The sequence below is a fragment of the Pseudomonas sp. 9.3L genome (genome assembly GCF_058536285.1).
Genome location: NZ_JBZUBK010000001.1, coordinates 3,163,633 through 3,184,774 on the forward strand (window position 1 = coordinate 3,163,633; position 21,142 = coordinate 3,184,774).

Sequence of the window (21,142 nt, forward strand, 5' to 3'; positions counted from 1 at the left end):
GGAGTGCTGTTATGGCTGGCTTGCGCGAAGTACTGGATATTCATGTTGGCCAAGCGGCGTCAGATGGCGCCGGTGTGCGCTTGACGCGTGTATTCGGCGGGGCGGGGATCGAGCGGTTCGACCCCTTCCTTATGCTCGATGAGTTTGGCTCGATCAACCCGGACGAGTACATCGCAGGCTTTCCGCCGCACCCGCATCGAGGGTTCGAGACCGTGACCTATATGCTCGAAGGCCGCATGCGTCATGAGGACCACATGGGCAATGTGGGGCTGCTGGACAGCGGCGCCGTGCAGTGGATGACCGCCGCGCGTGGAGTCATCCACAGTGAAATGCCCGAACAACAGGCGGGCGCGATGCGTGGTTTTCAGCTATGGCTGAACCTGCCCGCTAAAACCAAGCTGAGCGATCCTGCGTACCGGGACATTTCACCAGCGGACATTCCACGCCTGATTACGGCGGGCGGCGTGAGCGTAACGGTAATCGCGGGCACGCTGGATGACGGCGCAACCCGCACCGAGGGCGCGGTGCAACGGCCCGATACCGAGCCGCTTTACCTGGATCTGCACCTTCCCGCCCATACCTCGATCAGCCCTTACGTACCAGAGGGGCACCGCGCGCTGCTCTACGTGTACGAAGGCGAGCTGGCCCTGGAAGGCTATGCAGACCCCGTAGGCGCGAGCCAACTGGCCCGGTTGAGCACCCACGGCGAAGTGAAACTCAGGAGTGCCAACGGTTGCCGCGCCCTGCTGATCGCCGGCAAGCCGTTGAACGAGCCGATCGTGCAGTACGGCCCCTTTGTGATGAATAGCCGGGAAGAAATCGAGCAGGCGGTAAGGGATTTTCGAGCCAACCGCCTCACCGCCTAGTTACCGACGCTTGGGGTAGAGCCTGGGCTCACCTTCGGGTCGTGACTTGAACCGGCGGTGGGCCCACAAGTACTGTGCCGGGCATTCCCGAATCGCGGCCTCTACCCACTGATTGATGCGCAGGCAATCCTGCACCTCGGTCTCGGCGGGGAAATCCGCCAGCGGCGGATGCACCACCAAGCGGTAGCCTCGGCCATTGGGCAGCCGCATCTGGGTAAAGGGAATCACCTTAGCCTTACCCAGCCGAGCGAATTTGCTGGTAGCCGTTACCGTAGCGGCCGGGATACCGAACAATGGCACGAATACACTTTGCTTGGCGCCGTAGTCCTGATCGGGCGCATACCAGATGGCGCGCCCCTTTCGCAGCAGCTTGAGCATGCCGCGCACATCCTCGCGCTCAACGGCCAATGCATCGAGGTTATGACGCTCGCGGCCTCGGCGCTGCACGTAATCGAATACCGGGTTGCCATGCTCGCGGTACATCCCATCGATGGTGTGGCGCTGCCCCAGTAGCGCCGCGCCGATTTCCAACGTAGTGAAATGGGCCGCCATCAGAATTGCGCCTTCTCCTTCAGCCTGGGCCTGCTGAAGGTGCTCCAAGCCTTCGATGTGCGCCAACCGTGCAAGCCGGGCGTGTGGCCACCACCAGCTCATGGCCATTTCGAAGAACGCAATCCCGGTGGATCGAAAGTTTTCTTTGAGCAATAAGGCCCGTGCCTGCGCAGTCGCCTCGGGAAAGCACAACGCCAGGTTACGTGCGACTATCATGCGCCTATCGGTAGCGAACACGCTCATTATTCGCCCCAACATGCCCCCCAGCCCCAGTAGCGCGGAATATGGCAGCTGAACCGTTAGCCACAACAGCCCTAACCCTAGCCATAGCAGCCAGTAGCGGGGGTGGAGGAAGGCACGGCGAAACTGCGGTCGCTGCATGAAAAATTCCGGGTAAAGGCAAAGCCGCGCATTCTACATGGGTTGCGCTTGGCTTGCGGCAGGCAAGCGTTCTCGCTATAAGTCACGGCACTTTTCGTACAAGGCGACAGTTGCCGACCATGAGCCAAACAGAACCTCAGCAGCAGGACGCTGTATTCCAACTGAAGGGCAGCATGCTCGCAATCACCGTGCTGGAACTGGCGCGTAACGATCTTGCAGGCCTCGACCGCCAGTTAGCCGCCAAGGTTGCGCAGGCACCCAACTTCTTCAGCAACACCCCCTTGGTGCTGGCCCTGGACAAGCTGCCAACCAGTGAGGGTGCCATCGACCTGCCCGGGCTGATGCGGGTATGCCGCCACCATGGTTTGCGTACCTTGGCCCTCCGGGCCGCACGCATCGAAGACATCGCTGCGGCCATCGCCATCGACCTGCCGGTATTACCGCCCTCCCATGGCAGGGAGCGTCCGGTGGACGCGCCGGAAGAACGCAAGCCGATGGTAGAGGCGCCCCCGGCGGTGCAGGCCCCTCCACCGCCCACCCTGCAACCTACCCGCGTGATCACCACGCCTGTTCGGGGCGGGCAACAGATCTACGCCCAGGGCGGCGACCTGGTGATCGTGTCGTCGGTAAGCTCGGGGGCGGAACTTCTCGCCGATGGCAATATCCATGTGTATGGCCCGATGCGCGGCCGCGCCCTGGCAGGTATCAAGGGCGACACCCGCGCACGCATCTTCTGCCAGCAGTTGGGCGCTGAACTGGTGTCTATCGCAGGCCAGTACAAGGTGGCTGAAGACCTGCGCCGCGATCCTCTCTGGGGTGCCGCGGTTCAGATCAACCTGAGCGCCGATGTGTTGAACATCACCCGTCTTTAACGGATACTGCCGCCATTTTAAGCGCAACTTCGCCGGTAGGCGGCCTGATTTACGGTGTTGCGCACCTCAATAAGCACGTCATCTTCATCTTCATGTTTTCGAGGACATCTAGTCCTTTTTTCTTTAGGGGTGATACACCTTGGCCAAGATTCTAGTGGTTACTTCCGGCAAGGGTGGTGTGGGCAAAACCACCACCAGCGCAGCCATCGGCACCGGCCTGGCACTGCGCGGCCACAAAACCGTTATCGTCGACTTCGACGTGGGCCTGCGTAACTTGGACCTCATCATGGGCTGTGAACGCCGCGTGGTGTACGACTTCGTCAACGTGGTCAACGGCGAAGCGACCCTCAAGCAGGCGCTGATCAAAGACAAGCGCCTGGAAAACCTCTACGTACTGGCCGCCAGCCAAACCCGCGACAAGGATGCCCTGACCCAGGAAGGCGTCGAGAAAGTACTCAACGAACTCAAGGAAGACTTCGAATACGTCCTATGCGATTCCCCTGCCGGCATCGAAAAAGGTGCCAGCCTGGCCATGTACTTCGCTGACGAAGCCATCGTGGTCACCAACCCCGAAGTATCGTCGGTGCGCGACTCCGATCGCATGCTCGGCCTGTTGGCGAGCAAGTCTCGTCGCGCCGAGCTGGGCGAGGACCCGATCAAGGAGCACCTGTTGCTTACCCGCTACAACCCGGAGCGCGTCAGCAAGGGCGAAATGCTGGGCGTCGAGGACGTTGAAGAAATCCTCGCCATTCGCCTGCTGGGTGTGATCCCTGAATCCCAGGCGGTGCTCAAGGCCTCCAACCAGGGCGTGCCGGTGATCCTCGACGAGCAAAGCGATGCCGGCCAGGCCTACAGCGACGCTGTAGATCGCCTGCTGGGCAAAGAAGTTGCCCACCGCTTCCTCGACGTCAAGAAAAAGGGCTGGATTGAGCGCCTGTTCGGAGGCCGTGAATGAATATTTTCGACTTCTTTCGCGACCGCAAAAAAGCCAGCACTGCTTCGGTTGCCAAAGAGCGTCTACAGATTATCGTGGCGCATGAGCGCGGCCAGCGGAGCGAGCCGGATTACCTTCCTGCCCTGCAGAAGGAACTGGTAGAAGTCATCCGCAAGTATGTCAGCATCGACAACGACGACGTGCAGGTCGCCCTGGAAAACCAAGGCAGCTGCTCGATCCTCGAATTGAACATCACCCTGCCCGACCGCTAGACGGAACGGCGCCTTGCACGGCGACCCGGCCCTGGCCGCGGTCGCCGTGTGCGTTACCGGCCTACGCGCGAGACCTTTGGCAATGCCCCTGTCCAACATTCGCATCCTGCACCAGGACGCTACCTTTCTGGTGATCGACAAACCTACCCTGTTGCTTTCCGTACCCGGCCGGGCGGAGGACAACAAGGACTGCCTGATTACCCGCCTGCAAGACAACGGCTACCCTGAAGCCCGGATCGTTCACCGGCTGGATTGGGAAACCTCAGGCATCATTCTGTTGGCGCGAGACGCAGACAGCCACCGTGAGCTGTCTCGGCAGTTCCACGACCGTGAAACCGAAAAAACCTACACCGCCTTGTGCTGGGGGCAGCCGGCCCTGGACAGCGGCAGCATCGACCTCCCGCTGCGTTACGACCCGCCCACCAAGCCGCGCCATGTGGTAGATCACGAGGCAGGCAAGCACGCCCTGACCTTTTGGCGAGTGCGGGAGCGGCATGAGCAGTGGTGCCGGGTCGAACTCACGCCGGTCACGGGCCGCTCTCACCAATTACGCGTGCATATGCTCAGCCTGGGCCACCCGCTGCTGGGCGACCGCCTGTATGCCGAAGGCGCCGCACTGGAGGCGTACCCACGCCTGTGCCTGCACGCCAGCATGCTTGCGTTCACCCACCCCACCAGCGGCGAACGCCTGCGCTTCGAGTGCCCCGCGCCGTTTTGACGGTGCAGCGCCTTATCGCGAGCAAGCTCGGCTGCTACCAATCGGCCGGCCACACTGCCGCAGTAGGCCTGATCGCTTGTAGCAGCCTGGCTTGCCAGCGACCGCCACACCGCCGCAATGCGCCTTATCGCGAGCAAGCTCGGCTGCTACCCAGCACCCTGCCGCACGACCGCAGTGCGTTCGATAGCGACCCGCGCCCGCACGGGCCACTGGCTGCTACGAGGGCGGATGTGGAGTAGACTGCTCCCATTGCTGCCTGGAGTACCCCGATGCGCGACACCCTCAACCAAGGCTTGATCGATTTCCTCAAGGCCTCGCCCACCCCGTTCCATGCCACTGCCACCCTTGCCAAACGCCTGCAGGCCGCTGGTTACCAGCGCCTGGATGAGCGTGATCACTGGCACACCCTGCCCGGCGGGCGCTATTACCTAACCCGCAACGACTCTTCGCTGATCGCCATCCGCCTGGGTAAAGACAGCCCCGTGGATGGCGGCATACGGCTGGTCGGCGCCCATACCGACAGCCCGTGCCTGAGGGTAAAGCCCCAGCCCGAGCTACAGCGCCAGGGCTTTTTGCAGCTGGGCGTAGAAGTGTATGGCGGCGCGTTATTGGCCCCCTGGTTCGACCGCGACTTGTCACTGGCAGGCCGTGTCACCTTCCGCCAGGATGGCCGCGTGGCGAGCCAGTTGGTGGACTTCCGCGTGCCTATCGCGATCATTCCAAACCTCGCCATCCACCTCAACCGAGGCGCCAACGAAGGCTGGGCCATCAACGCGCAGAATGAGCTGCCGCCCTTGCTTGCCCAAGTGGCTGGCAGTGAGCGCTTTGACTTCCGCGCCCTGCTCACCGAGCAACTGGCCAAGGAACACGATGTAAACGCGGACGTGGTGCTGGACTACGAACTGAGCTTCTATGACACCCAGCCCGCCGCTGTGATTGGCCTGAACGAAGACTTCATCGCCGGGGCGCGACTAGACAACCTGCTGTCATGCTTCGCGGGCCTGCAAGCCCTACTGCGCGCCGACAGCGACGAAACCTGCGTGCTGGTGTGTACCGACCACGAGGAAGTAGGCTCCAGCTCCGCCTGCGGTGCTGACGGCCCGCTGCTGGAACAAACCCTGCAACGGCTGCTCCCCGACAACGACGATTACGTCCGCGCAGTCCAGCGCTCGCTGCTGGTCTCGGCCGACAACGCCCACGGCGTACACCCCAATTACGCCGACAAGCACGACGGCAACCACGGGCCCAAGCTCAATGCGGGCCCGGTGATCAAGGTCAACAGTAACCAGCGCTACGCCACCAATAGCGAAACCGCCGGGTTCTTCCGTCACCTGTGCATGGCAGAAGAAGTACCGGTGCAAAGCTTCGTGGTGCGCAGTGACATGGGGTGCGGGTCTACCATCGGGCCTATCACCGCCAGCCGGCTGGGTGTGCGCACCGTGGATATAGGCCTGCCCACCTTCGCCATGCACTCCATTCGCGAACTGGCGGGCAGCCATGACCTGGCCCACCTGGTCAAAGTCCTGAGCGCTTTCTACGCTGCCCGAGCCTTGCCGTGACCTTGGGTGCGGCAAGGCCGCTGTCCAGGTGGGCGCGGTCGTTAGGCTGGTTGCCGTTGTGTTGGTTGTTGTGTGCCCTGCTTGCAATCCCGGGCGCTGCTTACGCTACTGGTTTGCCTGGTTTACTGGGTACGCCCGCCAAAACCGACGCGCCCCCCGAAGACCTCAACAAATCACTGGACCAGGTGATTGGCACCCTGGAGAACGACGGGCAGCGAGCCAAGCTGCTCAGCGACCTCAAGCAACTGCGCAATGCTACCCACAAGGCCCACCCCACCGCCGAAGAGGGTGTGGTGGGCTTGCTGGGCGGCACGGTGCGCACGCTGGAGCGGCAATTCACCGGTGAAGACAGCCCGCTCAACCAGTGGCTCGAAGAGCTGAGCCTTGCCCGTTCCGAACTGCTGGCACGCACTAGTAGCCTCTCTGACCAAGGCTCCGTGCTGGGTGTGTTCGTACTCACCATCCTGGCGTGGGCGCTGTTGGCGTATGGGTTGATCTGGCTCAGTCACCGTATTCGTGAGCGCTTCGGGCTGACCGAAGACTTGCCGCAGCATCCCAGCACTCGAGACTTGCTGCGCTTTGCACTGCGCAAGCTTGGGCCATGGCTGGTGGCACTGGGGTTGACGCTAGGCGTGGGCTACGCGGTGCCCTCCTCCCTCGGCAAGGACCTGGCCCTGGTGGTGGCGTACGCCTTGGTAGTCGGCACTTGCTTCGCCGCCATCTGCGTGATCGCCTTTTCCCTGCTCGATGGGCCGCACCGGCACCGCGCACTGTACATCCTGCGTCGGCGTGCCTTCCGTCCCATGTGGCTGATCGGCAGCTTTGCCGCCTTTGGCGAGGCATTGAGCGACCCTCGCCTGGTCGAGGGCCTTGGCGTACACCTGGCCCACACCGGTGCGGCCGTGGCCAATGTGTTGGCGGCGGTGTTCAGTGGCCTGTTCATCCTGCGCTTCCGGCGCCCGGTGGCCCACCTTATCTGCAATCAGCCCTTGTCGCGCCGCCTGCATCGCCGGGCCATGACCGACACGTTGCAGGTGCTGGGCACCTACTGGTACCTGCCGGCCCTGGTGCTGGTCGCGGTATCGCTGGTGGCTACCTTCGTGTCAGCCGGGGATGCCAGCACCGCGCTGCGCCAGTCACTGTTGTGCACCGTGCTGCTGGTGGTGTGCATGGTCATCAATGGCCTGGTCAGCCGCTATGCGCAAAAACCCGGCAAACGTCTGCGTCGCCAGGCGGCCTATGCAGAGCGGCTGAGAAGCTTTGGCTACACCGTGGCGCACATCCTGGTATGGGTGCTGTTCGTGGAGCTGGGCCTGCGTGTCTGGGGCCTGTCGGTGATTCGCTTCACCGAGGGCAGCGGCCATGAGTTCACGGTGCGCCTGTTCGGCCTTGCCAGCACTCTGATGCTGGCGTGGCTGGTGTGGATTCTGGCTGACACCGCCATCCACCATGGCCTGGCGCGCTCACGCAAGGGCGTGGCCAACGCCCGCGCGCAAACCATGATGCCGCTGATCCGTAACGTGTTGTTCGTGACCATCTTCGTGATTGCAGGGATCGTCGCGCTGGCCAACATGGGCGTGAACGTTACGCCGCTGCTGGCCGGTGCGGGCGTGATCGGCCTGGCCATCGGTTTCGGCGCTCAGTCGCTGGTCGCCGACCTGATTACCGGGCTGTTCATCATCGTCGAAGACTCCCTGGCCATCGATGACTACGTTGACCTTGGTGGCCACCTGGGCACGGTTGAGGGCTTGACCATTCGCACGGTACGCCTGCGGGACATCGACGGCATCGTGCATACCATCCCGTTCAGCGAAATCAAAAGCATCAAAAACTACTCCCGTGAATTCGGCTATGCCATTTTCCGCGTGGCGATTCCTCATGCCGTAGGGATCGACGACGCGATAAAGCTGATCCGCGACGTAGGCCAGAAGATGCACAGCGACCCCTTGCTGCGTCGGGAAATCTGGTCGCCCCTGGAGTTTCAGGGTGTCGAGAGCTTCGACGCCGGTTCAGCGGTACTGCGGGCGCGCTTTAAAACCGCGCCGCTCAAGCAGTGGGAAATCTCCCGCGCCTTCAACCTGCTGCTAAAGCGCACGCTGGATGAAGCGGGCCTGGACCTCGCCACGCCACGCCTGAGCGTGCAAGTGGTCCACGGCGGGCCGCCTGCCAAGCCAGTGTGAGCAACGCGCCCGTGAACGAACCGCTCACGGGCGCCGCCAGGTGGTCTACGCTTGAGCAGCGAAGCGGGCCTGACATCAAACGGTCATGTCGGCCTCTTAGGGTCTCTGGCGCGGCCCAGGCTAATGCCCTGCGTCGGCATAGGCTCATTCGCTTATGGCATCCCCTTCGCCTTCCCGGAGCTACCGATGACAAAACAGACAACGCTCAACACACTGCTGCTGGCCTCGCTGCTGGGTTCGGCCTTGGGGCTGGGCAATGTGGCCATGGCCGCTGACGACCTGCAGGCGCTGGAAGCGGCCGCGCGCAAAGAAGGCCAGGTCAACAGCGTGGGCATGCCGGACGCCTGGGCGAACTGGAAAGGCACCTGGGAGGCGCTGGGCACCACCTACGGCCTCAAACACATGGACACGGACATGAGCTCGGCGCAGGAAGTGGCCAAGTTCGCTGCTGAAAAAGACAACGCCAGCGCCGACATCGGGGACGTAGGCGCTGCCTTTGGCCCCATCGCCGCCAGCCAAGGCGTGACCCAACCCTACAAGCCGAGTACCTGGAGCCAGATTCCGGGCTGGGCCAAGGACGCAGATGGCCACTGGATGCTGGCGTACACCGGCAGTATTGCTTTCATTATCAACAAGCAATTGGTCAAGGACGGCGATGCGCCTAAACGCTGGGCAGACCTGAAAACCGGCAAATACAAGGTGGCTATCGGTGACGTGAGTACTGCAGCACAGGCCGCCAACGGCGTGCTGGCGGCGGCCATCGCCAATAAGGGGGACGAGAGCAACCTGGCCCCGGGTTTGGCGCTGTTCACCGAACTGGCCAAGCAAGGCCGGCTCAGCCTCTCCAACCCCACCATCCAGACGCTGGAAAAAGGCGAGATCGAGGTGGGCGTGGTCTGGGACTTCAATGGCCTGAGCTACCGTGACCAGATCGACCCCAAGCGCTTCGATGTGTTGATCCCCTCTGACGGCTCGGTCATCTCGGGCTACACCACCCTCATCAATAAGTACGCGACGCACCCCAACGCCGCCAAGCTTGCGCGGGAATACATCCTCAGCGACGCCGGCCAGATCAACCTTGCCAACGGCTACGCCCGCCCTATCCGCGCCGACCATCTGAAGCTGCCCGCAGAGGTCGCTGCCAAGTTGCTACCGGCTGAGCAGTACAAGAATGTGAAGCCCATCACCAACCCGGCCGTCTGGGAAAAGAGCTCCAAGGCATTGCCGCAGCAGTGGAACGAACAGGTCATCGTTGAGATGCAATAAGCATGGGCGGCAGCCCTCGGGGTAAATGGCTGGCAGCTTTGTTGCTGCTGCCGTTTGCCCTGTTCTTTGTGGTGTTCCAGCTGGCCCCACTGGCGTGGGTAGCGGTGGGCAGCCTGCACGGCCCGGAAGGCTGGGGCCTGGCCAACTTTATCAAGGCGTTTGGCTCACGCTTCTATCGCCAGGCCATGCAATTCAGCCTGGAGATCAGTCTGTGGTCTAGCCTGCTGGGGCTGCTGATTGCTGTGGTGGGCAGTTACGCCTTGCGCCAAGTGCCGTCGCCGCTGCGTAATTTCGTGACCGCGTTCGCCAACATGACCAGCAACTTCGCCGGCGTGCCTTTGGCCTTCGCTTTTATCATTTTGCTGGGCTTTAACGGCGCCATTACCCTGCTGCTCAAGCAACAGGGGCTACTGACCGACTTTAACCTCTATTCCAAGCTGGGCCTGATCGTGGTGTACACCTACTTTCAGATCCCCCTTGGCGTACTGTTGTTGTACCCCGCCTTCGATGCGCTGCGCGATGAGTGGCGCGAGGCCGCCGCTTTGCTAGGCGCAAGCCCCTTTCACTACTGGCGGCTGGTCGCGCTGCCGGTGATGCTTCCCGCCTTATTGGGCACCTTCGTGATCCTGCTGGCCAATGCCCTGGGCGCCTACGCCACGGTGTATGCGCTAACCACAGGGAATTTCAATGTATTGCCCGTGCGTATCGCAGCGATGGTGGCCGGGGATATCACGCTGGACCCCAACCTGGCCAGCGCATTGGCCATGGTACTGGTGGGCATGATGACCCTGGTGACCCTGGTCCATCAGTGGATAGTGCGCAGGAGCTACCATGGCCGCCGCTGAACGCAGTAGCGCCCCCCTCTACCACCGCGTGGTGGTGTGGTTGCTGTTCCTGATCCTGTTGCTGCCCCTGGCAGGTACGCTGCTCTATTCCCTGGCCACTGAATGGTCAGCCACTGTGTTGCCCAGTGGGCTGACGCTGAAATGGTACGTGGCGCTCTGGACTGACGCGCGCTTCCTGCAGGCGTTCGGGCATTCCCTGGTGATTTGCGTAGGTGCGCTCGTGCTGGCAGTGGTGCTGATCCTGCCGTTGTTGTTTGTAGTGCATTACCATTTTCCGCGGCTGGATAGGCTGATGAATATCCTCATCCTGCTGCCCTTCGCCGTGCCGCCTGTAGTGTCTTCGGTGGGCCTGCTCCAGTTGTACGGCGCCGGGCCACTGGCCATGGTAGGCACGCCCTGGATTCTGATCGGGTGTTATTTCACCGTTGCGCTGCCCTTCATGTACCGCGCTATCACCAACAGCCTGCAGGCCATCAAGCTGCACGACTTGATGGACGCCGCCCAGCTGCTAGGCGCCAACCCCTGGCAAGCGGCGTGGCACGTGATCCTGCCTAACGTGCGCAAGGGCCTGCTGGTGGCGCTGCTGTTGTCGTTTTCATTCCTGTTCGGCGAGTTCGTGTTCGCCAACCTGTTGGTGGGTACCCGCTACGAAACCCTTCAGGTGTACCTGAACAACATGCGCAACAGCAGCGGCCACTTCAACAGTGCGCTGGTGATGTCCTACTTCGTGTTTGTACTGGTAACCACCTGGCTTGCCATGCGCTTGAACAAGGACACCCCCTGACATGAGTTTTGTCACTGTACGCGGGCTGCACAAGGCGTTCGGCGCCACACCGGTGTTTGCCGACATCAACATTGAGGTAGCCCAAGGAGAATTCGTGACCTTGCTCGGGCCCTCGGGGTGCGGCAAGTCCACATTGCTGCGCTGCATTGCCGGCCTTACTCGCGTCGACAGCGGGCAGATCCTGCTGGACGGCCAGGACCTCGTGCCCCTTCCGCCGCAGAAGCGCGACATTGGCATGGTGTTCCAGAGCTATGCGCTGTTCCCCAATATGACCGTGGAGCAAAACGTTGCCTTCGGCCTGCGCATGCGCAAGGTGAGCGCTGAACGCTGCCAGGAACGGGTCAAGGAGGCGTTGCACATGGTAGAGCTCAGTACCTTCGCTCAACGCTACCCCCATCAGTTATCGGGTGGGCAATGTCAGCGCGTGGCGCTAGCCCGCTCATTGGTCACCCGCCCTCGCCTGTTGCTGCTCGATGAGCCCTTGTCAGCCCTGGACGCACGTATTCGCAGGCACCTGCGCGAGCACATCCGAGGCATTCAACAAGCCCTGGGGATAACCACCCTGTTCGTGACCCACGACCAAGAAGAAGCCCTCACCCTCAGCGACCGCATCGTGCTCATGAACGAGGGGCAGATCGTGCAAAGCGGCGATGCACAGCACCTCTACACCGCGCCCATCAACGCCTTCGCCGCAGGGTTCATCGGTCATTACAACGTGCTCCAGGCCCCAGCCGCGAGCCTGTTGCTGGGGCGCAGCGTTAGCGTCGCACAGGCCATCCGCCCGGAAGCCATTGAGTTACAGGTGGAACCACAGGGCATCGGAGAGATTCTCAGCCATAGCCTGTTAGGCAATGTGATCCGCTACCGGGTGCGTGCGCACGGCGTGGACGTCAGTGTCGATGTGCTCAACCGCAGCGCCGATGACCTCTACCCCAGCGGTACCCGCGTACGGCTGTCTATCGCGCCTGAGGCGGCACGAGCCCTGGCGTAAACCGAGGAGAACACCGCAATGCCCCTGGCGATTTTTGACCTGGATGAGACGCTGATAGACGGCGACTGTGCGTCCCTGTGGAGTGAGCAGATGGCACGCCTGGGCTGGGTAGATGGCGACAGTTTCATCCGCCAAGACCATGCGTTGATGGACGCCTACCGGCGAGGCGAACTGGCGATGGAGGCCTACATGGCGTTCACTCTGGAACCGCTGCTGGGCCGTACCGAAGAGGAAGTGGCTCATTTGGTAGGCCCTTGGGTAGAGGACGTGATAGAGCCGCTGATCTTCAGTGATGCCACGCGTTGCATTGCCGCGCACCGTGCGGCTGGCGATCGCGTGCTTATCATCTCAGCGTCTGGCGAACACCTGGTAAAGCCGATTGCCGAACGTATCGGCATTGACGAGGTGCTGGCCATCCAATTGGCGTATGCCCATGGCTGCTACAACGGCCAAACTGAAGGCACCCTGACCTACCGGGAAGGTAAACTGACGCGCCTTCAGGAATGGTTGGCCGCCGAAGGCGAAACCCTGGCGGGTGCGGCGTTTTATTCTGACTCCCACAATGACTTGCCCTTGTTGGAAGCCGTTGAACGGCCCGTGGCCGTCAACCCGGACCCAGTGTTGCGTGCCCACGCCGAGCAGGCAGGTTGGCCAATCATGAGGTGGCGGTGACAGGGCTGCCTGATAGGCCATTCGAGGTGATGCCTTCGCGAACTCCGCCGTTGGCTGCGTTTGCTCCTACAGGGCAAACCTAGCAACGCCAAGGCTAAGGCGTGTGGTGGTTTCTGGCGTACACCGCTGGCCCCATAGCATGGATCTGCCCTTCAATCAGGGCCTCGAACGGTGCCAGCAGCGCCTGGAATGAACGAGGGGTTTCCATTACCTCAAGGGCCTGCACGATGGCCTCAAGGGTAGACACCGCACCCTCCCCCGGCGCCTTTCGCAGGCGATACCGGGAGGGCGTGGGTGCCGGTAGGCAGACACGGGGAAGTGCCGCCAGGGACGGATTAACGTGGAGCAGCTTGCGCGCCTTACGCCAAGTGCCATCAAGCACGATCAGCTGCTGCGGCCCTGTAGAGGCTGACAGGGGCACTGCTCCTTTACTTGGAAACAGTACGCAGACGGGGAACGCGCTGTCTTGCCATAGCGAGGGGTCAAAGCGTTCGCCAATGAACAGCTGGCTGTTCGCCAAACCCAGGTGGGCCAGCCGGGCGGTATTCAGCGCATGGCCGGCCTCGCTGGCATGCTGAAGAATCATCACGGGGCTTTGGCTGGTGAGGCTAGGGATCAGCGCACACAAGCAGTGCGACTGTGGCCGCAGGCAGTGTTCACACCTTGCACGCTGGACAGAGACGCCAGGTTGCTTCAACGGCGCGGCTGGCGACGCTTGCGCTCATCTTCGGCAGGAATAGGCACCGGTTGCATTGGAGGAATCAAACCCAGCGCTACAGCCAAGTCGTGCAGCCAGTTTAAGAGTTTGCCTTGCATTACACGCCCCCTTGGGACTTGCCCGATACGGCGACTACATGTGCCGTTACTCTACAGATCATAATCCCGCCCAGTGATTTGCGCATGGCTTTAGCAGCCAGTACTGGCCGTGATGGCACCTCAAAACCGGCCTGTGCGACCAGCGGTAGCCGGCTGCCATCTGCTGTTGTGCAGACGACTGCCGTGCCAAAGGCCAGGTTCCCTCGAACTGGCAAGAGGGCCTTTTAGTTCAGGGTGCCACTTGGGCCTTGCTGGCTACTGTTTTGAAGGTGCTGGGCTCAAGGGCATCACTTTGCTCATTAAGCACATCGCGTGGGTGCTCGCTGTCAGGGATGCTGCTATCGATCAGGGCCAACAGACGGGCGCCTGTGTCGGTCAATGCATAGCCTGCACCTTTGCGCTCCACAAAATTACGCTCCCGCAACACCTTTTCATAGCGGGCAGCGTCGGCCTTGAGCGTGCCCAGGTCTTGGGGGGCGGCCCCCTCGGCGGCCTGGGTGCGTGTCAGCTCCTCGGCGTAAGCGTCCGTATCGAAGGCTTCACCAGCGGTGCTTTGCACTTTGTGCAGCAGACGCTCAATCAGGTCCCAGTTGTACTGTGGCATGAGGCGATTACTCCAAAGATGAAAGGGTGGAGGTAAACGTGCCTAGTTGTGACCGGTTGAGAAAGTGACCGTTCGGTCAGAAGCGCTGTAGCCATGACCGCACCGTGAGGGCAGCGCGTTCATGGCAGGTACAGATGTAGGCAGCTTAATCCACCTTACGTTTTTTCAACGGCGCGAGGCCGTCCTGGCTTGCCAGGCCTGCGCTGGCCGGCTTTCGCGCATTGGGTGAGCGCTTGGGGGTAGCCTTGGTCGTGGCTTTTTTATCCTTCTCGGTTTTCTTTTTCTTGGTGCCAACGGCCTTACCTGACGCCTTGAGTTTTTTAGGGCCGGTGTAATTACCTTTGACCTCCTTGATCACCCGGCGCTCGAAGTTCTGCTTGAGGTAGCGCTCAATGCTGGACATCAGGTTCCAGTCCCCATGGCAAATCAAGGAAATCGCCAAGCCTTCGCCGCCAGCCCGGCCGGTGCGACCTACCCGGTGTACGTATTCGTCACCGCTGCGTGGCAAATCGAAGTTGATGACCAGGTCCATGCCCTCTACGTCCAGGCCACGTGCTGCCACGTCGGTGGCCACGAGGATCTTGGCGGCGCCCTGCTTGAGGCGCTCAATGGCCAACTTGCGGTCTTTCTGGTCTTTTTCCCCGTGCAGCACGAAGACTTTGAAGTCCTTGGCGACCAGGTGGCCATATACCCGGTCGGCCATGCTCCGGGTGTTGGTAAAGACAATGGCCTTGCGGTAGGTTTCGTTGGCCAGCAGCCACTGGACGATGGCCTCCTTATGCGCGTTATGGTCGGCCATCATGATTTGTTGGCGCGTGGTTTCGCTAAGGTCGCTGACGTTGTTCACCATTAGGTGCTCAGGGTCCTTGAGCACTTTGGCGATCATGTCACGCAAGCCGGCGCCGCCGGTGGTGGCCGAGAACAGCAGGGTTTGGTGGTCGGCGGGGCACAGGTCGCACAGGCGGGTTACGTCGTCGGCAAAGCCCATGTCCAGCATGCGGTCGGCTTCATCCAGCACCATCACTTCCACGTGGGCCAGGTCCAGGTTGCCTGCATTGAGGTGTTCCAGCAGGCGCCCTGGGGTGCCGATGAGGATATCTGGCACCTTGCGCAGCATGGCGGCCTGCACCTTGAAGTCTTCACCGCCGGTGATCAACCCCGCCTTGATGAAGGTGTAGCGGGCAAAACGCTCTACCTCTTTGAGGGTTTGCTGCGCCAGCTCGCGGGTAGGCAGCAGGATCAACGCACGGATGTCTACCCGGGGCCGGGCCGGGCCGATTAGCCGATTGAGCATGGGCAAGACGAACGCAGCGGTCTTGCCGCTGCCGGTCTGGGCGGTTACCCGCAGGTCACGCCCCTCCAGCGCTGGCGGAATGGCCGCGACCTGCACCGGGGTCGGCTCGATGAATTTGAGCTCGGCCACGGCTTTGAGCAGGCGTTCGTGAAGGGCGAATTGGGAAAACACGGGGTACTACCTCGAAGGGAACCTGGAACGACTGCATAGGGTAGCGGAGCTACGCCGTACAAGCGAGCCGTACGCGCTGTACCAGGCCCGTTGAACGCTTACGCGGTGACTGCCGAGCGCCGGCGGCTGAGCCACACCGAGGCCAGAATGATAGCCCCGCCTAGAGCCAGCCGCCCCAGGGGCTCTTGGTGATTCCAGACCAGCAGGTTAATCAGCAACCCCACCGGCACATGCAGGTTGTTCATCACGGCCAGCGTAGCGGCAGGCACCTGGCTGGCGCCTTTGTTCCAGGCGTACATGCCGAAGGCAGTGGCCACCAGCCCTAGAAACCCCAGCACCCCCCACTGTACAGGCGTTTGCGGCAGGTGCGCCGGGTTGCCCAGCACCACGAAGGCTGGCAGCGCCACCAGCAAGGCGCCTACGAAGAAATACCCAAAGCCCTGGTACTGCGGGCCTGGCATATCGTGCTGGGCGCGCAGCCGCTTGTACAACACCTGACCAGCGGCATAGGTGAAATTCGCCAATTGAAGCAGCAGGAACCCACCCAGGAAGTCACCCGTGATGCCATCGAAGCGAATCACCACCGCGCCAAGCACTGCCACCAGCGCGGACAGCAGTGCCCATGGGTTGAACCGCCGCGCCAGCGCATCCTGCAAGAGGGTTACGTGCAGCGGGGTCAGCACGGTGAACAGCAGCACCTCCGGCACTGTGAGCACACGGAAGCTCAAGTACAGGCACACGTACGTCACGCCAAACTGCAAGGCACCGATCACCATCAGGCGCCGCCAGTAGGGGCCAGGCACGGCGCGCCACCGGGTCAAGGGTAAGAACACCAGCCCCGCCACTATGACCCGTGCCAGCACCGCGAAGTAGCTGTCGACGTGGCCGGCCAGGTATTCGCCAATCAGGTTGAACGAAAAGGCTTGGATCAAGGTAACGATGAGCAGGTAGGCCATGGGCGCCTCGGGCAAAGCGCGCGACCTTAACACAGGCCGGCAGCTTTATCCGGCCATAGGATTTCATGCCTGAACGGTGGCCGGTTTGTTGTTTAATAGCGCAGGATTTTAACAGGTACCCTGTCCATGAAAGCGCCCCGCGTTACCCTCGACCAGTGGCGAACCCTGCAAGCCGTGGTGGACCACGGTGGGTTCGCGCAGGCCGCCCATGCCCTGCACCGCTCACAGTCTTCGGTGAGCTACACCGTGGGCCGGATGCAGGAACAACTCGGCGTGCCACTGCTGCGCATCGATGGGCGCAAAGCGGTACTGACGGAGGCAGGGGCGGTGCTGTTGCGCCGGTCACGGCAGTTAGTCAGTCAGGCCAGCCTATTGGAAGACCTTGCCCATCACATGGAGCAGGGCTGGGAGGCCGAGGTACGCCTGGTGGTGGATGCTGCTTACCCTAATGCACGGCTGGCGCGGGCACTGAGCGCCTTTATGCCACGCAGCCAAGGCTGTCGTGTGCGCCTGCGCGAAGAAGTGCTGTCGGGGGTGGAGGATGTATTGCTCGACGGCGTAGCAGACCTTGCTATCAGCGCCTTGAATATCCGCGGCTACCTGGGCACGGAAATGAGCACCGTGGAGTTCGTGGCCGTGGCTCACCCGGATCACCCACTGCACCGGATGAACCGCCCATTGACCTTCCATGATCTGGAAACCCAGTTGCAAATCGTGATTCGCGACTCGGGCCGGCAGCCCAAGGACGCCGGGTGGCTGGGTGCCGAGCAGCGTTGGACCGTGGGCAGCCTGGCGACGGCCGCGACCTTCGTAGGCAGCGGCCTGGGGTTTGCCTGGCTGCCGCGGCAAACCATCGAGCGGGAGCTGCGCGAAGGCGTGCTCAAGCCGTTGCGGCTGGACCAGGGCGCTACCCGCCACCCCATGTTTTTCCTGTATGCCAGCAAGGAAAAACCCCTGGGGCCGGCTACGCAGATCCTGGTCGAGCTGCTACGTATCTTCGACACCGCGCCTCTGGATGCCCCCTTGCCCGAGTTGCCGCAGCCCTAGCAGCAGGCCGAACGCTTTCGCCAACTGCCGTTGACTCGCACATGCCCCACATGCCCCACATGTTGTTGTCAGCCAGCCAGGTTGAACGGGCATTCCCTCACAGGGGTCCATAACGGTGAGGCTCTGGACGTGCTCGCACGCTGTACGGCTGGCGAAGTAGAGCATTTGAGGTACCCTGCTGTGTTACCGGCATTGCCGTCCACCTTACCCTAAGGATCCTGCCTCATGTTCAAACGCATCGCCTTATGTGCCAGTTCTCTGTTGTTCGCCGCCAGCCTCCAGGCAGCGCCTGACGCCAGCAAGCCCCACGTGCTGCTGGACACCGACATGGGCCAGATCGAGGTGGAACTCAATGCCGACAAAGCGCCCATCAGTACGAAGAATTTCCTCGGCTATGTGCAAAGCGGCACCTACGTCGGCACGCAGTTTCACCGGGTAATCCCCGGTTTCATGGTGCAAGGCGGTGGTTACGACCGCAACATGAACGAGAAACCCACCCAGGCGCCTATCAAGAATGAAGCCGACAATGGCCTTAAAAACCTGACCGGCACCTTGGCCATGGCCCGCACGTCCGAGGTGAATTCGGCCACTAGCCAGTTCTTCATCAACGTCAACGACAACGCCTTCCTCGATCACGGCGGCCGTGACTTTGGGTATGCCGTGTTCGGCAAGGTGGTCAAGGGCATGGATGTGGTCACTAACATCGTGAACAGCCCTACCGGCACGTCCAAGGGCATGCAGAACGTTCCCAAGCAACCCATCATGATCAAGTCCGCCAAGCTTGTAGAGTGACACGCCTCGCCACTCGGCTATGCCGGGTGGCGCCTAGACCAGGAGGGGATGCCCCATGCTGTACCGCCGCTTCGAACAGTGGATTAATGTCTTCCGTGACGCCCCCACGGAGGCACCGCCGGGCAAGGTAACGGCGTTCTACCTCTACTACCTGCGCCAGGTGTGGCCGAGCTTCGCTGCCCTGTTGGCGGTAGGGCTGATCGCGGCGCTGATCGAGGTGTCGCTGTTCAGTTACCTCAGCGACATCATCGACATGGTGAACACCACCGCCCCCGAGCGTTTTTTCGCCGAGCACTGGGGCAGCCTGACCTGGATGCTGGTGGTCGCGATGATCATTCGCCCGGTATTCGTGGGGCTGCATGACCTGCTGGTGCACCAGACCATCGCCCCCGGCATGACCAGCATGATTCGCTGGCAGAACCACAACCATGTGCTCAAGCAGAGCATGAATTTCTTCCAGAACGATTTCGCCGGGCGCATCGCCACGCGCATCATGCAAACCGGCAACTCGTTGCGCGATTCCGCCGTGCAGGCTGTGGACGCGCTGTGGCATGTGGCGATTTACGCCATCAGTGCCCTGGTGCTGTTCGCCGAGAGTGATTGGCGCCTGATGCTGCCACTGATTGCCTGGATCGCGGCGTATATCCTGTGCCTCTGGTACTTCGTGCCGCGCGTAAAGGCGCGGTCGGTGGTGTCTTCCGATGCACGCTCCAAACTTATGGGGCGCATCGTCGATGGCTACACCAACATCACTACCCTCAAGCTGTTCGCCCACACCAACCTTGAGCAGCAGTACGCCCGCGAAGCCATTACCGAGCAGACCGAGAAAACCCAACTGGCCAGCCGCGTCATCACTAGCATGGACGTGGTCATTACCACCCTCAATGGCGTGTTGATCGTGGGGACCACGGGCCTGGCCTTATGGCTTTGGACCCAGGGCTTACTCACGGTAGGCGCCATCGCGCTGGCTACCGGCCTGGTGATCCGCATCGTCAATATGTCGGGCTGGATCATGTGGGTGGTCAATGGCATCTTCGAAAACATCGGCATGGTGCAGGATGGCTTGCAAACCATTTCGCAACCTCTGAGCGTCACCGACGCGCCTGGCGCACCGGCGCTCAAGGTAGCTAAAGGCGGTGTGCGTTTCGAGGCGGCCGAGTTCCATTACGGCAAGGTTGGCCGGGTGATCAGCGGCCTGGACCTGGAAATCGCTCCTGGCGAAAACATCGGCCTGATCGGGCCTTCCGGTGCGGGCAAGTCGACCATCGTCAACCTGCTGTTACGCCTATACGACCTGGAGAGCGGGCGTATCCTGATTGACGGCCAAGACATCGCCAGTGTTCGCCAGGAGAGCCTGCGCGAACAGATCGGCTTGATTACCCAAGACACCGCCCTGCTCCACCGCTCACTGCGCGACAACCTGCTGTACGGAAAGCCAGACGCGACCGAAGCCCAGTTGTGGGACGCCATCCACAAGGCCAAGGCCGATGAGTTCCTGACCCAATTGACTGACGCCGAAGGCCGCACGGGCCTGGACGCCCATGTGGGCGAGCGCGGCGTCAAACTCTCCGGAGGCCAGCGTCAGCGCATCGCAATTGCCCGCGTATTGCTCAAGAACGCGCCCATTCTAATCATGGACGAGGCCACCTCGGCACTGGATTCAGAAGTGGAAGCCGCGATCCAGGAAAGCCTGGGTACCTTGATGGAGGGTAAAACGGTCATCGCCATTGCTCACCGGCTGTCGACCATCGCCCAGATGGACCGTCTAGTGGTAATGGATAAAGGCCGGGTAGTGGAAGTGGGCACCCACAGCGAGCTGCTGGCCCACAAAGGTCTGTATTCGCGCCTGTGGCGCCACCAGACCGGTGGCTTCGTCGGGGTTGATTAAGCATGTTTACCCTGGACCTGTTCGCCGACCTGCCGCCCCGCCAGGCCGATGAACATAAACCACTGGGGCCGGGCGCCTGGTTGCTTGAAGGCTTTGCCACTGCCTACGCTGAGGCCTTGCTCGCTGCAATACAGGCAATCGAAGCGCATAGCCCGTTCCGCCACCTGGTCACCCCAGGTGGCTTTACCATGTCAGTCGCCATGACCAACTGTGGCCGCCTGGGCTGGACCAGCGATGCCAGCGGTTACCGCTACTCGACTCACGACCCGCTTACCCGAACGCCCTGGCCGGCCATGCCCGACGTGTTCACGCGCCTGGCCATGGCCGCTGCCACAGCGGCAGGCTACCCGCCCTTTGACCCAGACGCCTGCTTGATCAACACCTACCTCCCCGATGCGCGGCTATCGCTGCACCAGGACAAAGACGAACAGGACTTGTCGGCGCCTATTGTGTCCGTATCCCTCGGTTTACCTGCTGTGTTCCTGTTTGGCGGGCTGGAGCGCACTGCGCCTGTTCAACGCTATGGGTTGCAGCATGGGGACGTCGTGGTGTGGGGCGCAGAGAGCCGCCTGCGCTATCACGGCGTAGCGCCGGTCAAGGCTGGCGAGCACCCGTTGGTTGGCCAGAGGCGGCTTAACCTCACGTTCCGAAAAGTTCGGGTGTGAGGCCCTTTGCCCACTGC

General features: G+C 61.8%; 22 protein-coding genes. 16 read left to right on the plus strand and 6 right to left on the minus strand.

The genetic code is table 11. The features are described from left to right. Nucleotides 1-11 precede the first annotated feature (11 nt). Nucleotides 12-866 carry a pirin family protein gene (locus AC4LE2_RS14505; RefSeq protein WP_491826426.1) on the plus strand — a complete coding sequence of 285 codons (855 nt, stop codon included), beginning with the start codon at nucleotides 12-14 and terminating at the stop codon, nucleotides 864-866. Here the strand turns inward: AC4LE2_RS14505 and AC4LE2_RS14510 are convergent, their stop codons facing one another. Further along, nucleotides 867-1,799, minus strand: coding sequence for a lipid A biosynthesis lauroyl acyltransferase (locus tag AC4LE2_RS14510; RefSeq protein WP_491826427.1), 933 nt, complete (start codon nucleotides 1,797-1,799; stop codon nucleotides 867-869). 110 nt (nucleotides 1,800-1,909) lie between these two features. On the opposite strand from AC4LE2_RS14510, the gene minC reads away from it, so the two are divergent. From minC to AC4LE2_RS14565, 11 genes are all read left to right on the plus strand, one after another. Further along, entirely contained in the window at nucleotides 1,910-2,671 is a 762-nt protein-coding gene (gene minC, locus AC4LE2_RS14515) for a septum site-determining protein MinC (RefSeq protein WP_491826428.1), read from the plus strand. A gap of 139 nt (nucleotides 2,672-2,810) precedes the next feature. Next, nucleotides 2,811-3,626: a septum site-determining protein MinD gene (gene minD / locus AC4LE2_RS14520; protein WP_491826429.1), complete on the plus strand. Its 816-nt coding sequence runs from the start codon at nucleotides 2,811-2,813 to the stop codon at nucleotides 3,624-3,626. Beyond that, nucleotides 3,623-3,877 carry a cell division topological specificity factor MinE gene (minE, locus tag AC4LE2_RS14525; RefSeq protein WP_491826430.1) on the plus strand — a complete coding sequence of 85 codons (255 nt, stop codon included), beginning with the start codon at nucleotides 3,623-3,625 and terminating at the stop codon, nucleotides 3,875-3,877. Before minD ends, minE begins: the two co-directional genes overlap by 4 nt. A gap of 82 nt (nucleotides 3,878-3,959) precedes the next feature. After that, nucleotides 3,960-4,595, plus strand: coding sequence for an RluA family pseudouridine synthase (locus tag AC4LE2_RS14530; RefSeq protein WP_491826431.1), 636 nt, complete (start codon nucleotides 3,960-3,962; stop codon nucleotides 4,593-4,595). 269 nt (nucleotides 4,596-4,864) lie between these two features. Beyond that, nucleotides 4,865-6,154 carry a M18 family aminopeptidase gene (locus AC4LE2_RS14535; RefSeq protein WP_491826432.1) on the plus strand — a complete coding sequence of 430 codons (1,290 nt, stop codon included), beginning with the start codon at nucleotides 4,865-4,867 and terminating at the stop codon, nucleotides 6,152-6,154. Between the two features lie 20 nt (nucleotides 6,155-6,174). After that, entirely contained in the window at nucleotides 6,175-8,334 is a 2,160-nt protein-coding gene (locus tag AC4LE2_RS14540; RefSeq protein WP_491828143.1) for a mechanosensitive ion channel family protein, read from the plus strand. A 186-nt stretch (nucleotides 8,335-8,520) separates the two neighbouring features. Next, a complete protein-coding gene (locus AC4LE2_RS14545) occupies nucleotides 8,521-9,600 on the plus strand; it encodes an ABC transporter substrate-binding protein (protein ID WP_491826433.1) in 1,080 nt (359 codons plus the stop codon). Nucleotides 9,601-9,602: 2 nt separating this feature from the next. Beyond that, the gene (locus tag AC4LE2_RS14550; RefSeq protein ID WP_491826434.1) at nucleotides 9,603-10,445 is read left to right on the plus strand and encodes an ABC transporter permease; all 843 of its coding nucleotides are present in this window, start codon (nucleotides 9,603-9,605) and stop codon (nucleotides 10,443-10,445) included. Continuing rightward, the gene (locus tag AC4LE2_RS14555) at nucleotides 10,432-11,229 is read left to right on the plus strand and encodes an ABC transporter permease (RefSeq protein WP_491826435.1); all 798 of its coding nucleotides are present in this window, start codon (nucleotides 10,432-10,434) and stop codon (nucleotides 11,227-11,229) included. The genes AC4LE2_RS14550 and AC4LE2_RS14555 overlap by 14 nt, the downstream gene beginning before the upstream one ends. 1 nt (nucleotide 11,230) lies before the next feature. Beyond that, nucleotides 11,231-12,220 (plus strand): ABC transporter ATP-binding protein, encoded by a 990-nt coding sequence (locus AC4LE2_RS14560; RefSeq protein ID WP_491826436.1) that lies wholly within the window; start codon nucleotides 11,231-11,233, stop codon nucleotides 12,218-12,220. Between the two features lie 18 nt (nucleotides 12,221-12,238). After that, complete coding sequence (locus tag AC4LE2_RS14565; RefSeq protein WP_491826437.1) at nucleotides 12,239-12,892, plus strand: HAD family hydrolase; 654 nt, start codon at nucleotides 12,239-12,241, stop codon at nucleotides 12,890-12,892. Nucleotides 12,893-12,986: 94 nt separating this feature from the next. Here the strand turns inward: AC4LE2_RS14565 and AC4LE2_RS14570 are convergent, their stop codons facing one another. From AC4LE2_RS14570 to AC4LE2_RS14590, 5 genes are all read right to left on the minus strand, one after another. Beyond that, on the minus strand, nucleotides 12,987-13,589 hold the full coding sequence (locus tag AC4LE2_RS14570) for a tRNA-uridine aminocarboxypropyltransferase (RefSeq protein ID WP_491826438.1): 603 nt from the start codon (nucleotides 13,587-13,589) through the stop codon (nucleotides 12,987-12,989). After that, nucleotides 13,586-13,708 (minus strand): PA1414 family protein, encoded by a 123-nt coding sequence (locus tag AC4LE2_RS14575; protein ID WP_491826439.1) that lies wholly within the window; start codon nucleotides 13,706-13,708, stop codon nucleotides 13,586-13,588. The genes AC4LE2_RS14570 and AC4LE2_RS14575 overlap by 4 nt, the downstream gene beginning before the upstream one ends. A 229-nt stretch (nucleotides 13,709-13,937) precedes the next feature. Beyond that, entirely contained in the window at nucleotides 13,938-14,312 is a 375-nt protein-coding gene (locus AC4LE2_RS14580; RefSeq protein WP_491826440.1) for a transcriptional regulator, read from the minus strand. 145 nt (nucleotides 14,313-14,457) lie between these two features. Further along, a complete protein-coding gene (locus tag AC4LE2_RS14585; protein WP_491826441.1) occupies nucleotides 14,458-15,777 on the minus strand; it encodes a DEAD/DEAH box helicase in 1,320 nt (439 codons plus the stop codon). Nucleotides 15,778-15,875: 98 nt separating this feature from the next. Beyond that, nucleotides 15,876-16,733, minus strand: coding sequence for a carboxylate/amino acid/amine transporter (locus AC4LE2_RS14590; RefSeq protein ID WP_491826442.1), 858 nt, complete (start codon nucleotides 16,731-16,733; stop codon nucleotides 15,876-15,878). A 126-nt stretch (nucleotides 16,734-16,859) separates the two neighbouring features. On the opposite strand from AC4LE2_RS14590, the gene AC4LE2_RS14595 reads away from it, so the two are divergent. The 4 genes from AC4LE2_RS14595 to alkB all read left to right on the plus strand — a co-directional run bounded on the left by AC4LE2_RS14595 (nucleotide 16,860) and on the right by alkB (nucleotide 21,125). Continuing rightward, nucleotides 16,860-17,780: a LysR family transcriptional regulator gene (locus AC4LE2_RS14595; protein ID WP_491826443.1), complete on the plus strand. Its 921-nt coding sequence runs from the start codon at nucleotides 16,860-16,862 to the stop codon at nucleotides 17,778-17,780. Nucleotides 17,781-18,005: 225 nt separating this feature from the next. Continuing rightward, nucleotides 18,006-18,572: a peptidylprolyl isomerase gene (locus tag AC4LE2_RS14600; protein ID WP_491826444.1), complete on the plus strand. Its 567-nt coding sequence runs from the start codon at nucleotides 18,006-18,008 to the stop codon at nucleotides 18,570-18,572. A 55-nt stretch (nucleotides 18,573-18,627) separates the two neighbouring features. Further along, nucleotides 18,628-20,460 (plus strand): ABC transporter ATP-binding protein, encoded by a 1,833-nt coding sequence (locus tag AC4LE2_RS14605; RefSeq protein ID WP_491826445.1) that lies wholly within the window; start codon nucleotides 18,628-18,630, stop codon nucleotides 20,458-20,460. 2 nt (nucleotides 20,461-20,462) lie between these two features. Beyond that, complete coding sequence (alkB, locus tag AC4LE2_RS14610; protein WP_491826446.1) at nucleotides 20,463-21,125, plus strand: DNA oxidative demethylase AlkB; 663 nt, start codon at nucleotides 20,463-20,465, stop codon at nucleotides 21,123-21,125. Nucleotides 21,126-21,142: the final 17 nt, after the last annotated feature.